Origin of the sequence: Rhodococcus sp. AD45-ID (assembly GCF_003023755.1) — a bacterium.
Taxonomy (GTDB): domain Bacteria; phylum Actinomycetota; class Actinomycetes; order Mycobacteriales; family Mycobacteriaceae; genus Rhodococcus_F; species Rhodococcus_F globerula.
The window spans coordinates 1496845-1511690 of record NZ_PYHL01000002.1 but is presented as its reverse complement, the minus strand read 5'-3'; the positions used below and the strand labels follow the sequence as shown (position 1 = coordinate 1511690).

Annotated in this window: 10 protein-coding genes and 1 pseudogene; 5 read left to right on the top strand and 6 right to left on the bottom strand. The window is 61.3% G+C overall.

Annotated elements, in window-relative coordinates:
* Positions 1-182 precede the first annotated feature (182 nt).
* Positions 183-509: pseudogene (locus C7T36_RS23135) on the bottom strand (transglycosylase family protein); the annotation flags it as partial.
* Between the two features lie 806 nt (positions 510-1315).
* Between C7T36_RS23135 and C7T36_RS30275 the strand changes: the two are divergent.
* A complete protein-coding gene (locus tag C7T36_RS30275; RefSeq protein ID WP_052683543.1) occupies positions 1316-1738 on the top strand; it encodes a hypothetical protein in 423 nt (140 codons plus the stop codon).
* Between the two features lie 368 nt (positions 1739-2106).
* Here the strand turns inward: C7T36_RS30275 and C7T36_RS23125 are convergent, their stop codons facing one another.
* On the bottom strand, positions 2107-2700 hold the full coding sequence (locus C7T36_RS23125) for a helix-turn-helix domain-containing protein (protein ID WP_045067778.1): 594 nt from the start codon (positions 2698-2700) through the stop codon (positions 2107-2109).
* 94 nt (positions 2701-2794) lie between these two features.
* On the opposite strand from C7T36_RS23125, the gene C7T36_RS23120 reads away from it, so the two are divergent.
* Positions 2795-3886, top strand: coding sequence for an NAD(P)/FAD-dependent oxidoreductase (locus C7T36_RS23120; RefSeq protein ID WP_045067777.1), 1092 nt, complete (start codon positions 2795-2797; stop codon positions 3884-3886).
* Positions 3887-3888: 2 nt separating this feature from the next.
* Positions 3889-4551, top strand: coding sequence for a class I SAM-dependent methyltransferase (locus tag C7T36_RS23115; RefSeq protein WP_239654736.1), 663 nt, complete (start codon positions 3889-3891; stop codon positions 4549-4551).
* 334 nt (positions 4552-4885) lie between these two features.
* On the opposite strand, the gene C7T36_RS23110 is transcribed toward C7T36_RS23115, so the two are convergent.
* From C7T36_RS23110 to C7T36_RS23095, 4 genes are read right to left on the bottom strand one after another with little or no spacing between them, the layout of a single operon-like run.
* Entirely contained in the window at positions 4886-5662 is a 777-nt protein-coding gene (locus C7T36_RS23110) for an enoyl-CoA hydratase/isomerase family protein (protein WP_045067775.1), read from the bottom strand.
* Positions 5662-6903, bottom strand: coding sequence for a CaiB/BaiF CoA-transferase family protein (locus tag C7T36_RS23105; RefSeq protein WP_045067774.1), 1242 nt, complete (start codon positions 6901-6903; stop codon positions 5662-5664). Before C7T36_RS23105 ends, C7T36_RS23110 begins: the two co-directional genes overlap by 1 nt.
* Before the next feature lie 2 nt (positions 6904-6905).
* The gene (locus tag C7T36_RS23100) at positions 6906-9083 is read right to left on the bottom strand and encodes a hydantoinase B/oxoprolinase family protein (RefSeq protein WP_045067773.1); all 2178 of its coding nucleotides are present in this window, start codon (positions 9081-9083) and stop codon (positions 6906-6908) included.
* A gap of 20 nt (positions 9084-9103) precedes the next feature.
* Positions 9104-11155 carry a hydantoinase/oxoprolinase family protein gene (locus tag C7T36_RS23095; protein WP_045067772.1) on the bottom strand — a complete coding sequence of 684 codons (2052 nt, stop codon included), beginning with the start codon at positions 11153-11155 and terminating at the stop codon, positions 9104-9106.
* A gap of 338 nt (positions 11156-11493) precedes the next feature.
* On the opposite strand from C7T36_RS23095, the gene C7T36_RS23090 reads away from it, so the two are divergent.
* Together C7T36_RS23090 and C7T36_RS23085 are read left to right on the top strand one after the other, a co-directional pair.
* Complete coding sequence (locus C7T36_RS23090; protein WP_045068115.1) at positions 11494-13422, top strand: GAF domain-containing protein; 1929 nt, start codon at positions 11494-11496, stop codon at positions 13420-13422.
* Between the two features lie 148 nt (positions 13423-13570).
* Complete coding sequence (locus C7T36_RS23085) at positions 13571-14845, top strand: hydroxymethylglutaryl-CoA reductase, degradative (protein WP_045067771.1); 1275 nt, start codon at positions 13571-13573, stop codon at positions 14843-14845.
* Position 14846 lies beyond the last annotated feature (1 nt).

Below are 14846 nucleotides of genomic sequence, written 5' to 3'. Positions count from 1 at the left end.
AATTACTCCGTCGACGCAGTCGGTGGCCCGCCGGCAATCGGACAGTGTCGACGCGCCACGACGCTGAATGTCACTCGCGACTCTCCCGAGACGAGATGTCGGTAGAAACGAAACTGCCCGGCGACCGTCGGATTCGACGGTCACCGGGCAGCGACGCAATACGTAAGGGGTGGGGATCAGCGCAGGTACTGTCCGCACACCGGCCATGCGCCGGCACCCTGACCTGCGAGGACGTTCTCCGCGACACGTTCCTGTTCTGCCTGGCTGGCGGTGTGTGCACTGCCCGAGCCGCCGTAGGCCTGCCACGTGCTCTGGCTGAACTGGAGTCCGCCGTAGTAGCCATTGCCGGTGTTCGCGCCCCAGTTGCCCGACGATTCGCATTCTGCGACGCCCGACCAGTCGTGGCCGGCAGCAGATGCGGTGCCGGTGCTCAGGCCGAAGACTCCGGCAGTGAGTGCGCCGGCGGTAGCGACGGAAGCAAGGACGCGAGTAACAGTGTTGTTCTTCATGTAAATGAATTCCTTTCAATTTCCGCCAGCGGAGGACGGTGACCGTCTCAGCTCCCACCACAAAGGGATGTTGTCGAATCCGAATCACGGGGTGGGGCTGGCGGTGGCGATCCGGTAATGCCCGGCTGCTTGGGCTCACTCCAAGGTAGGGGACTATCACGGATTGGTCACGGGTAGGCGTGTCGGTGCCTGTTTGTGCAACGTATGTGCATCAGAAGGTGTTATTGCAGGTCGATCGCCGTTATTCGGGCCCGCAAAGCGTTACAGAATCAACCTGAAATGTGATGTATGTCATAACGATGACGGTCTTCAATGGCCCGAAATATGCCCGTTGAGGGTGAGAAATGACGCGGAATCGACTGTTTCGAGGTTCAAATTTAGTCGACCGACCGACCAGATTTTCGTTGCAGGACAGAAGAATTGGCATGGATCGATCACGTGCGTCCGCAGATGCTTTGGTACGAAGTGTCGCGGCGGCGGAGATTCTCTCGCGGCGACAGGGGCGTGTCCTCGACAGCCGACACGGCTAGAGTTCGTCGCGATCGGTCGATCCGGTCTACCCGTCGACACATCTTTGTCGGACACTAAATCGCACAGATCTGCTGAAATATCCCCAAGGAATGTTGTCAGTTTTCAGAAGACGACTGCACGCTCGGCGAAAGCGTGATCACCGAGTCGTTCCCCTGTCTGACTGCTGAACCTGGAGTCCGGGAATTGACCGGTGTTCCTTTCGAAGCCACTGCGTCCATTAATCGTTTCTTCCTGAGCCACTTAGTGTTGAGACACTTCGTTGATGTTGTGCGGGGATGACCAAGGGGGATGAAGTGTCGAAGATCGTGCGGTTGCTCGACAGTGAGGTCGTTCAGCGATGGGCAGCTACGGTCGCCACAATCGGATTCTCCCTCTCTGTTCTTCCTTCCCGCGTGGGTCAGGCTGCCGAACACCCCTCGGTGTGGAACTGGGTTGTCGTCGTAGTCGTAGTGGGAGGCATCGTTTCCTTCGCGGTTAATGCCGTCGCTATGTGGCGCAAGCGTTTGGCCCGAGGAACCAAGCCTGATCACACGTTTGTTGCACCCGAGGATGTTCCGTTCTTGGATGTGGAGTCGGCGATCGAATCGGCAACGGACCGGATCTCGGCGATCAAGGCGTTGCGTGAACAACATCGGGGTCTCGGATTGAAGGTCGCTGCGGATCTCGTCGACGCAGCTCTCGATGAACGAAGCGAATGACCGGAGCAGCACTCGGTAGCCGCCCGCCGAGCTGACTCGTCCCAGATTCGTTCGGTTCTGGTGCAGTGATCAGTGAGACAGTCCCAGATTCGATCTTGGTCTCAACAGATCAACGCATCGATGGGGCCTTCCATCCTTGTCAGGTGTAAGGCCACATCGTCAGTATGGAGGCGCAGACAGATTGGTCAGCTGCCGAATCAGAATAGGTGGAGTGATCCGAGGGAACCGGTGACGGTGAAGGTGCCCAACCCTGTCGAGGCGTATCTAGTGTCCGTCGACGGCGAAGCGGCGTTCGTTGTTACCCAGGGAGCGGTATTGATGGGCGAACCCGACCTAAGGGCAGCGGCACCTGGCCCTCGATATAGTCGTCATTGCTCTGACCGGGCACGAAGATGTGCGCGCTCACCTTGCTGGCCGAAGAGGATGATCAGCTCAGCAGATGCGTCATCTGCGGTCGAAAACCAGTGCGGGACATGGGTATCGAACTCTGCTGCTTCGCCCGGGGTGAGGACCAGATCCTGGTCTCCGAGAACAAGTCGTACCCGCCCGTTGAGTATGTACAGCCATTCGTACCCTTCGTGCGACGCGAGGGTAGGTGTATCACCGAACCGCGCCGCCGGAATGATGAGCTTGTGGGCCTGTACTCCTCCAGCGCGGCGAGTGAGCGGTAGCCATGTCATCCCGTATCGGGTCACCGGCTGCAGATGAACCCGCGGATCGCCTGTCAACGGGCCGCCGATCAGTTCGTCTACCTGCATCCGGTACGTCCTTGCCAGAGCGAGTAAATGTTCAAGTGTCGGTTGACGATGTCCAGACTCCAGCCGAGAGAGGGTGCTCTCTGAGATCCCGGTGGCTGCGGAGAGGTCGGAGAGAGTGGTTTCGCGTTGCTTGCGAAGGACACGTAGCCGGGGTCCGACCGCGCTGATGGTCTGCTCCAAGTAGGTGCTCAGGTCGGAGTTCATGCCTACATCTTGACAGATCGGCAAGGGAAGTTGTCATCAAGGATCCGGGCAGTTCATATTCATCGTGGAGGTACTCACAATGAACGGACAAAAAATGAATAATCGATCCCGTACCTGGGATGTTGCAGTGATCGGTGGCGGTGCAGCCGGGCTGAGTGCAGCGGTCACACTGGCGCGTTCTCGCCGCTCGGTGATCGTCGTCGATACCGGACGCCCCCGCAACGCGCCTGCTGCGGGAGTGCACAATTTCCTGACTCGGGACGGCATCTCGGCGACAGAGTTGACCGCTGTCGGTAGAGATGAACTGACGTCTTACGGCGGTACGGTGATCTCCGGAAGTGCTGTTGCCGCCGAGCGGACCGATATTGCCTTCACCGTTGATTTGGCCGATGGGCAGAAGGTGAGCGCCCGGAAGCTTCTGGTCGCAACCGGACTCGCCGACACACTGCCCGACATCGCTGGTCTGCGTGAGCGGTGGGGCCGTGAAGTGCTGCACTGCCCGTACTGCCACGGATGGGAAGTGCGAGACCAGGCCATCGGGGTCCTCGGCACTGGGCCAGGCGCCGTGCACCAGGCACTGATGTTCCGCCAGTTCAGCGAAGACGTCACTTTGTTTCTGCACACAGCTCCGGAGCCAACCGAGCCGCAGTGGGAAGCGCTCGCCGCCCGCGGAGTCTCGGTTGTCGACGGCCACGTAACCGACGTACTCGTCGACAACGATCGCATGTCGGGTGTGCGGTTGGGCTCGGGCGACTCGCGCACCCTCCAGGCATTGGTGGTTGCGCCATTGTTCTTCGCGCACTGCAAGGTGCTCGAGTCACTTGGGCTCAAACCAAGAGAACAGAGAGCGGGTGAGGCGCTCCTCGGTGCCGTATTCGACGCGGATTCGAGCGGAGCTACGGAGGTGCCCGGCGTCTGGGTGGCCGGAAATGTCACCGATATGTATGCCGGAGTTGTCAATTCGGCAGCGGCAGGATTCACTGCAGCGGCGGCGATCAATGCCAACCTCCTCGACGAGGACGTGCGTCGCGGCGTCGGCGATCGTGGTGCCGCTGCCGCCAACTCATCCTCCAACCAGACTGCCCCCACAGCACCTGCTGCATTTTCCGCCGCGGCGGAAGCGGAAGTGTGCGAACGAGTCCTCGGCGAACGACGACACGGATTGTTCACCGAACCGAAGGCATGACAGTGACCAAGCATGTAGATAGCGCTACCGCCCCACACTCCGCAGATGCGTCCGAGTCGTTTTGGGAACCGCACTACCAGAAGAATATTCGACCGTGGACGGGTTTACCCAATGCCGCCCTCGCCGATATCACCGCCGACCTGACTCCTGGATCGGTACTCGATATCGGCTGCGGCGAAGGCGGGGACGCACTCTGGCTCGCAGGCAGAGGGTGGACGGTCACGGCCATCGACGTTTCCGCCACTGTTCTCGAACGTGCGCGCGCCCAAGCTGCCGAACGTGGCCTCACGGCCAACGTGACCTTCGAGAAATACGATGCTTCACAGTCCTTTCCGGACGGATCGTTCGATCTGGTGTCCGCACAGTACTTCCACACCCCGATTGGCATCCCCAGAGAACAGGTCCTCGCCAGAGCAGCAGTGACCGTCGCACTGCAGGGTGTGCTTCTGATCGTCGATCATGCCTCGACGGCCCCCTGGTCGTGGAACCAAGACTCAGACACTCGGTTCCCGACACCACAAGACACCCTGGCAAAGCTCAACCTCGACAACAATCACTGGCAGCCGATACGCGTCGAAGCAGCACAGCGAACTGCATCAGGGCCTAACGGGCAGACGGCCACCGTTACCGACAACGTCATCGCACTCCGCCGTGTCGACCGTTAGAACTCACCACTCACACATCGGACTCAGTTCACTCAAACACTGGAACCAGGAACACATCTGGTCGGATGTCGATACGCCACACGCCCCGGGTCGAACTCCCGCATTCTATGGAAATGGAGGGTGTCGCGAGAGATGCGGGCGATCGCGGTCAGGAGTACCTCTTGGAGCTCCGATGGGGGCGCGAATGTGAATCTGACATCCATGTTCCGGTGCGGGTTGTGCGTACCGTCCGTTTGTAGGTGGAGGCTCGGAAGCGGAAGTCGCACTGGACGACTCTCCGCTTGCTGAAGTCCCGGTCAGCAAGCGGAGAGTCGAGCGCTGGGCGTATATGCGATCAGCGTCCGCGGCTGGGGAAGCGTGGGGATTCGCGGTTGGCGAAGGCCGCTAGGCCGGCGCGGGCGTCGGCGGAATCGAATGCTTGCTGCCCGTACAGTGCTTCGGCATGAAATGCCGCTTCGAGTGGCATGTCGCCGAGCTGGAGTACGGAGCGTTTGACTACATCGAGTGCGTTGCCGGACAGTGTCGCGAGACGGTCCGCCCACCGCATCGCGGCATCGAGAACATCGTTGGGCTCGACTACCAGGTTCACCAGACCCATGCGGTACGCCGTGCCAGCATCGACACGGTCGCCGAGTAGAAGCAGTTCCATAGCGTGTGCGTATCCGATTTGCCTGGTCAACCGTGCGAGGGTGCCGCCGGCGGGTACAACGCCGATCCCAACTTCGGGCAATGCGAACTGTGCAGTGCGAGAAGACACCCGTAGGTCTGTCGAGAGCATGATCTCGAACCCACCACCGAGCGCGAGTCCATTGATCGCACAGATCACCGGTTTGAACAACCGGGTGTGCTTCTGATGCGCGCCGTCCCAATGCGAGATGTCGAAATAGCCCTCTGCCAGGGCGGGGATCGATTCTGAGAGGTCGGCACCGACGCAGAAGGCCCGATCGCCGGCGCCGGTGAGAACCACCGTGGCGACGGAGTCGTCACACCTGGCTGACTCGAACGCTTCGGCCAGTTCGTCGTACATCGTCAATGTCAATGCGTTGAGCTTGTCCGGGCGGTTGATCGTGACCAGTGCTGTGGGTCCATGTTTTTCATACGTGATCGACATCAGAGTGCTCCTACTGATCGGAGTTTCTCGATGTGCTCGGGACTGTAGCCGGCGAGTGCTTGAAGGACCGGATCGGTGTGTTCGCCGACGAGATTGGCACGACGAGCGGGGGTTGCCGGTGTGACGCCGAGTTTGATCGGTTGCCCGAACATCCGAAGGTGTCCGAACTTGTCGTAGTTCACATCGACGATCATTTCTCGCGCAGCAGTCTGCTCGTCGGTGACGACCTCGTCGATCGTCTTGATCGCCGTCATTGGCACCCTCTCGCCTGCCATATCCTCAAGCTCGCTTCGTGTCCGATCGGCGAACCATTTGTGTAGGAGCGGGCGGACGCGACGCTCGTAGGTGTCGCGGTCGAAACGTTTGACCATGGTGTCGATTTCGGGATCAGTCGCAGCTTCGGGCTCGTTGAACATTTCGCAGGTGATCGCCCAGAACTTGTCAGTGTATCCGCCGAAAAACACATCGCCGTCCTTGCAGGGGAACAACTCGTACGGACGAACGAACGGATGCTCATTGCCGAGACGACCTGCGATCTCCCCGTCGACGGTGTAGTTGACGACAGCTGTTTCGGTCATTGCCACCACACTGTCGACCTGTGCGACATCCACCAACTGCCCCACTCCGTGCTGTTCGGCGTGCCGCAGTGCAGCGAGTGTTCCGATGACACCGAACATGGTCGCCGACAGGTCGCCGATGATGGTGCCGACCCGCAGTGCAGGACGATCGGATTCACCGTTCATCGACCACAACCCGCCAGCGGCTTGGGCGGTGTTGTCGTATGCGGGGCGGCGGCTGAGGGGGCCGGTTTGTCCGTAGCCGGAGATTGCGGTGTACACCAGTCGTGGGTTGATCGCTTGCAAGACGGAGTACCCGAGGCCGAGCTTTTCCATGGTTCCGGGTCGGAAGTTTTCCACGAGGATATCGGCTTTGGCCACGAGATCTTTGAGGACCTGCTTGCCCTCGGGTACAGCGAAGTCGACGGTGATCCCGAGCTTGCCTCGGTTGTATTGCGCGTAGAAGGCGCTGAGTTCCTCGTCCTCGTGTTTCAGGAACGGTGGGAAGGTGCGCGTGTAATCAGGGTCGCGCGGGTTCTCGACCTTGATAACAGTCGCTCCTAAGTCCGCCAATATCTGCGAACAGTACGGTCCTGCAACTACTCTGGAGACATCAAGGACCACCACACCTGAAAGCGCACCGTTTCCTACTTCGCCAGCCAGTAGGGTCTCGGGTGTGCTCATTGCTATGCTCCGATCTTCGACAGGGTGACGCCTTCGACCTTGATCCGGGCGTCGAGTTGGGTGCCGCAGTCCGGGCAGTAGAGCTCTTCGAGGTTCACAGTGCCGATCTCGTTGTTGCGGTGCCGGATACGTACTCCGAGGGCTTCCATGGATTCGGCGGCCACAGAAGTTCGAGCGTGGCAGCCATCTCGCCAGGAGTCAGCCGATCCGAGGTTACCGGTACACGACGGACATTCCCAAAAGCTTCCGTTGCGTGTGGGCGAGACGGGGCCGGAGATCAGATCGTCGCGGACGCTTCGTGTCGGCGTGGTGCCGATCCGTGCAGCGCGCATCTGACTGCGGAGTTCGATCGTTGCGGTGTCGTCAACATTGCCATCTACATTGAGGCCCACACCGTAAACGTCGTGTGCAGCGGCGGCCGTGATGTAACGATCGCGTACGTCCTGCGCCACGGTAGTGGCCGAACGGAGGAGTGGATCGCCGTATCCGCCGCCGCCGGCGCACCACTGCACGAACACGTCGCTCTGATGGACTGTCAGACCAGTGTGGTTGATGTCGAGGAGTTGGCGTTCGTCGGAGACGAGGTTGGTCTCTGTAGGGACTACGCCCTCGTCGATGAGCGAGTTGGCGTTGGTGCCGCGCCAGATTTCGTGTCCGCTACCACCTCCGGGAAGTCCGCCTCCGAATCCGTCGGCGGGTACCTGGGCGGTCGGCGAAAACACTGTTTGCACAACCTCTTCGGCTCCGCGAAGCGTCCACGCGAACTCGGCTCCGAGGCCGCCGCGGGTGCGGCCGTGTCCGCCACTGGGCAGAGACAGTCTCTTCCAGAGGTAGTGCACCGGGTAGAGCATTTCGTTCATCTCCACGTCGGGGAGCATGTTGTTGACCTGGGTCATCATGCCGGCGCAGTCCAGGCCGTCCGATTCTGGTTGGGCACCGGCGCCCACGGCGCCGCCGTCCATGTTGAACAGCACGGTGTAGTTGCCGTCGTCGGTGTTACCTGACGAGATGCCTCCGGTCCAGGAGTCTGCCCACACACCCTGGGTGCGATTGCGGATGATCTCGTCCTCGCTGAGGCGGCAGCTCTCGTTGAGCAGTTTCGTCACCACACGGCTGACACGAGCTCCCGTGGTGAGGTGGCCGTTGCTGATGGGGGCGGGAGGAACCGGGTCAACGATACTGCCCCGTCGGGTCTTGACCTCGAATGCGGCGACGACACCTTCGTTGAAGGGAACGTTCCACGCCAGGATCGGGACGATCGCGCTGGCGACGCTGCCGAGCAGTGCTCCGTAAGAGCAGTTGACGAAGCCGCCGGTTTGGTCGCTGGAATCGGTGAAGTCGAACGTGACCTGGTCACCGGACTTGGTCATGACGCAGTGCACGCGGTACAGGTCGTTGTCGTGGCCATTGTGCTCGGTCCACTCTTCCGCTTCCCACCGTCCGTCGGGCAGCTTGGCGATGCGCTCGCGCATCACCTGTTCGGAGAGCTGGAAGCTGAGTTCGGAGTACTCGTGGAAGGTGTCGAGGCCGAACTCGTCGATGGCCTCGAGCATCCGTTGAATGCCGGTGTTGTTGCTCGCTACCAGGCTTCGGACGTCATTCCAGTACAGGACCGGCACACGCACGTTGTTCAGAAGTAGCCGCTTGGTGGACTCGACCGGAGTGCCGGCCTCGAAGACCTTGACTCCTGGTGGAATGCGGACCGCTTCGCTGTAACAGTCCAGTGCGGCGGGTGCGAATCCGCCCGGTGTCATACCGCCGACGTCGACGAGGTGTGCTTGTGACTGCGCCCAGGCGATCAACTGGCCCTTGTAGAACACGGGGGAGATGACGGTGGTGTCCGGCGGATGGCTGGATCCGGAGGTGTGGGGGTCGTTGCAGATGAAGGCGTCGCCCGGCTGCAGTTGCTCATCGCCGATGGTGGCGACCAGGTTGCGGACTGCTACGCCGCCTGAGCCGATGTGGAACTGGACGTAGTCGGAGTAGCTGTAGATGCGGCCGTCCGGGGTGAACAGTGCGGTGTTGAAGTCGCCTGCTTCGGTGATCACAGGTGATCCGCTCGAGCGGATCATCGCGATGCCCATCTCCTCGACAATGGAGTCGAGTCGCATGCGAATCACTTCGAGCGTGACGGGGTCGTACGTGGGCAGTGACGTGTTTGCGTCATGTGTCGTAGTCATGTCAGGTGAACTCTTCCTCGTCAGTTCGAAGCCAGGCGGATCAACAGGTGGTCGGCGCCGTTTTCCACGACTGCGCCTTGCGGGATGAAGATGGTGGTGTCGGGTTCCTCGAGAATGCAGGGACCGTGGAATGGTTCGGTCAGTGCCGTGGCGTTGCGGTGTACGTCGACGGTGATCCGTTCACCGGTCATGGGGTCGACGATCTCGCGTGAATACGCGCTGTGCACGCCTTCGTTCTTGCTCGCCTGTACGTCGAGGACTTCGCTGACGCCAACTGCTCGGACGCGAGCATTCATCAGGACGACTTCTGCTTCCGCCCACGCGGTGCCCAGCCCGAATTCGGCTTCGTAGTCCTCGATGAACCGCTGGCGCAGGACGTCCTTGTCGCTCTCGGTGAAGGCTTCGGCGGGCAGTTTGGTGGTGACCTCGAAGATCTGGCCCGCGAACTTCATGTCGGCTTCGCGGTACAGTTCGCGGCGATCCGCGGCGATACCTTCGGTTTCGAACCAGGCCTGTGCGCGTTCTTCGAGAGCTGCAAATGCGCCTTCGAGTTGGGTGGCGGGCATACCGAAGTCCCACGGTGTGGTCTGCACGATCGAGTAGACGCTGTCGGCGTGCATGAGTCCGTAGGCGGAGAAGACCGCAGCATTGCGCGGAACGATGACCTCGTGAACGCCCGCTTCGGCTGCGATGGCCGCTGCGAAGAGACCGCAGGCGCCGCCGAACGCCACCAGGGAGAAATCTCGAGGATCGTGGCCGCGGTTGACTGTGATCTTGCGCAACGCGTTCGCCATCTGCGAGACGGTCAGGCGGTAGATGCCGTGGGCCGCTTGATCTGTGGTCAGGTGCAGCGGCTCGCCGACCTCCGCATCGATCGCGGCGCTCGCCTTTGCGGTGTCGAGTTCGACGGTGCCGCCCAGGTAATAGTCCGGGTTGAGCAGCCCCATCGTCAGCGTCGCGTCGGTGACGGTGGGTTTGAGGCCGCCGAGTCCATAGCACGCGGGCCCGGGAGTCGATCCTGCGCTGTGCGGACCCACTCGCAACAGCGCTCGTTCGTCGACCCAGGCAATAGAGCCGCCACCTGCGCCGATCGATTCGATATCGACAGCTGTCAGGCTGGTGGGCCACTCGCCGACCTGCGCCCGAGGTGAGACCCGGAACTTGCCGTCGACGATGGCTGCCGCGTCGAGGCTGGTACCGCCCATGTCGGCTGTGAGGATCTTGTCGCGGCCCAGTTGTGAGCCGAGCAACCGCGCCCCGGTCACACCGCCGACGGGACCACTGTTGAACATGGCGATGGGAGCTTTGTTGGTTTCTTCGACAGAGAGGAAACCACCGTGGACCTGCATGATCTGCACTCGGCACTGAAGTCCTCGCGCCTTGAGATCCGCTGCAAGATGCCCGAAGTGCGAACTGACAATGGGTTTGACTGCGGCGTCGAGCGTGGTGGTAATCATGCGCTCGTACTCGCGGTACACAGGGGTTAGATCACTCGATGTCGAGTACGGAAGATCTGGATGGTGCTTGTCCAGGTAGCTTCCGACGGCCTGCTCGTGAAGGGGGTTGCGGAATGACCACAGGAAACACACCGCGATCGCTTCGACGCCGGCGGCCAACAGTTCCTCGACTGCTGCTGCGATGTCTTCTTCCTTGATCGGTGCGACGACGACGCCTTGAGAGTCCACTCTCTCATCGATCTCGTAGATGTTCGATCGCGGGAGGATATCGGCGCGTGGGTGCAGTTCGTGGGGATCGCGTTCACTGCCACGAGCTGAGCGGCTGATCCGGAGAGTGTCACGAAATCCGGCTGTGGTCAGCAAACCGACCGGGGCGAATTTGTACTCGTCGACCGCGTTGGTGACGATGGTATTGCCCAGCGCGAACCGGGTGATCTGCGCGAAGAAGTCCGATTCGGAAAGACCCAGACGCTCGCGTAGGACGGCGAGCGCGTTCAAAATTCCGGTGGTGACATCGCGGGTAGAAAAGGCCTTACCCCGAACCGTCCGACCGTCGGCGATGGCAACCGCATCGGTGAACGTTCCACCGACGTCGATACCGACATGTATCTGCATTGCTACTCCTCGTGCATTGGAAAAGATGAGGTGTGGATGTGGATGGGCCCGGGTCGCTTTCGCCTCGACAGAAGAGGGCCGATAGCTGTGTGTTACCCATCACAGTAGGATCAAGCCGGCAGCTAGTCGATGGGGGTTCAACCCACAAACTGATGCAATAAGTGGGGCAATGACACAGTGGGTGAATATTTGCAATATCCGCTATCTTCAGGAAACCGTGGCTACGTCACGTGTTGGACGCAGCATCGGCCTCCGGGGAACCTGGACGGATGCCGCTGCATTACCGGCGGGACCTCGATTGCATCGCGGTTCTGTGTCGATTGGGAGAAACACTGGTGATGGATTCTCGGACCAAGCCCCCTGCACTGGGGATCCTGATCGATGTCGTAGTCGGCAACCTCGCCATCGATTCGCCCGAGGTCGGTGCGTTGTTCGAGCGGTTCCGCGTTCACGCGCCGGAGCGGGCAGCATTCGCCGAGAAAGTACGCCACCATCAAGGGGAGCTCACTCGCCTACAACGGCGAGAACGTGAACTCGGAGTGTTGTTCTCGAGCGCGCGTGAACTCGCCGAACTCCGTGATATCGACGCGCTCCTCGAGCGGTTGGTGAGCCGCGCCCACGAGATGATGGGCACCGATGTCACCTACCTGTCGGAATTCGATCCGGCGACCCGAGAGCTGAACGTACGCAAGACAGTCGGCTCGGTGACGGCGCAGTTTCAACATCTGCGCGTTCCGCCCGGTATGGGATTGGCCAGCCAGGTCGCGAATTCCCGTTCAGCGCAATGGGTTCACAACTACCAGGAGTGGGTCGAGGGGGAACACGAAACGCGCATCGACGACGCGGTCTCGGCCGAGGGAATCGTGTCCATCCTCGGGGTGCCCATGCTGACCGAAGGGCAGGTTCTGGGAGTGCTGTTCGCCGCCACCAGAACTGAGCACACCTTCACGCCGGAGGAGATTGCCATGTTGTCCGCACTCGCAGATCATGCGTCGGTGATACTGCAGACCGCGAACACGCTCGAACGGATCCGCCGTTCCGAAGACGAGGCCCGCACGGCATTGGACCGGCTTACCGAGTACCTGGAAGTGCGGGATCGGTCCAATGTCGTGCACCAGGAACTCATCGACGTACTTCTGGTGGGCGGCGGGTTCGAGCAGGTTTCGGGCACTCTGTCCACTGCGCTCGGTCGCACGGTCACGATCGTCGATCGAGATCTGCGCCCGGTCGCGGCCTCGGTGTCGACCTCGACCTCGACCCAGGATTCACTGTCCTTGCCGTCGAGACATTCTTTGCCGTCGAAGGTTCTCGACGCTGTCATGACCAGTCGTACAACCGGGCATTGCGTTCGCGTCGACGACACCAGCACACCGATCGTCGCTGCTATCACCGCAGGCAAACTGTATTTCGGCGCGGTACTGATCAGCGGCGGTGAATCCGATCTCGGGCCGGTCGACGAACGAACTATCGAACGTGCCGCCCAAGTGGGAGCACTGTTGGTGCTGCAGCAGAATGCCGTTGCCGACGCAGATCTGCGTGCCCGCGTGGAGTTGGTCGCCGACCTTCTCGACCCCACACCGGAGCGGCGCCGCGACCTGGATCGGCGTGTGCGTGCACAGAACGTCACTCTCGGCGCGCTCGACTCGGTCGTACTTCTCTCCGTCCCCGCCGACGACCGCGGCGCCGCCGCCCGTGCCGCAACAGGGTTCGTCGGCGATCACGGTCTGGTCGGTGAACATGCCGGGATGGTCGTGGTCATCCTTACCGCCACCTCTCCGTCCGGGATCGCCGCGGACCTGCGTAATTACCTACGAGATACGCTGCACAGTCCGGTGCTGGCGATCACGACACCGACCGCGTCAACCCCGGAGTCCCTTCCTGCCCGCTTCGAATCCGGGCTTCGCACCGCACGTCTGCTTGCGGCACTCGGGACGACAGACGCTGCGGTCAGTAGCAATGCGTATTTGCCGTACGCGCTGTTATTCGACACAGATGCACGGACCTTGAATGCGTTCATCGACGAGACGATCGGCCCTGTCCGTGACTACGATTCGCGCAAGGGCTCCGACCTGCTCTCGACCCTGCGGGCATTCGTGCGCAACGAAGCTAGCCCCACCAAGACCGCGAGGGCGCTCAACTACCACACCAACACAATTCTGCAGCGTCTTGATCGATTGAAGTCGCTCCTCGGCGACGACTGGCGAAGCGACGAGCACCTGTTTCGGATTTCTGCGGCGGTCCGTCTCGACGAGCTACGTAGGCAGTGATGATCACCCATCAAGTCAGTGAATCTATGGGTTTTCGGTACATACCTGCACGCCGAGAACCGTCCTACTGTGTGAAGCGAAGCACATAACAGGGTTGACTTCGGAACAGACAACGTCCGAGCGCCCGCGAGTACGTGGAGGAACGCCAGTGCCCGTCAACAGTCGCATCCCCGGCTTGAAGGACTCGAGCGCGCAGGAGCGCCGCAAGGTTGTCGCCGAGCGGACAGGCCTGTCCGACCTCGACGTCGCCGTCTTCGATCCCGAACAGGGGCTCGGTGTCGAGCAGGCCGATCACATGATCGAGAACGTCGTCGGTGTCATGGGGATCCCGGTGGGTATTGCCACGAACTTCACTGTCAACGGGCGTGACTACCTCGTGCCGATGGCTACCGAGGAGCCGTCGGTGGTTGCGGCCGCCAGCAACGCCGCCCGAATGGCGCGAGTACACGGTGGATTTCACACGTCGAGCACTGATCCGGTCATGCAGGCTCAGATCCAAATCCTGAACTGCCCCGACCCTGAAGCCTCCCGGCTTCGGGTGCTCGAAGCCGGTGCGGAGATCATTGAACTGGCCAATGCCCAAGACCCGATGCTGGTGCGGTTCGGTGGCGGCGCCCGTGAACTCACCGTGCGACTGGTGCCGACCCGCACCGGGGTGCACGTCGTGGTGCACATCCATGTCGATGTGCGAGATGCCATGGGCGCCAACGCCGTTAACACCATGGCCGAGGCAATCGCTCCGCGGCTGGCCGAGATTTCCGGAGGTCGCACGTTGTTGCGGATCCTGACTAACAAGGCGGATCTCCGCATCGCCCGGGTACGAGCAATCTTCGACAAGGAATTGCTCGGCGGCGACGAAGTAGTCGATGATATCGTGCACGCCTCTGCCTTCGCCGAGGCTGACTCCTACCGGGCCGCGACCCACAACAAAGGGATCATGAACGGCATCACGGCCGCCGTGTTGGCCACCGGTAACGACACCCGAGCCGTCGAGGCAGGCTGCCACTCGCATGCCATCTCCGCCGACGGCCGCTACACGGCACTCTCGCACTTCGAGAAGACTGCGGACGGCCATCTCGCGGGCACTCTCGAAGTGCCGATGGCCGTCGGGTTGGTCGGAGGCGCCACCAAGGTCCATCCCGTCGCGCAAGCCGCGGTGAAGATGCTCGGCGTCTCCACCGCCTCGGAGCTGGCAGACGTGATCGTCGCCGTCGGACTCGCACAGAATCTAGGTGCCTGCCGCGCGTTGGCAGCGGAGGGAATCCAACGCGGTCACATGAGCCTGCACGCTCGCACCATCGCCGCGTCCGCTGGCGCCACCAGCGACGAAATCGATCTCGTGGTCAAGAGGCTCATCAACGACAAGAGCATTCGCGTCGAACACGCCGAAAAAGTCCTCGCCGATCTCCGATCCGGGCACTGAC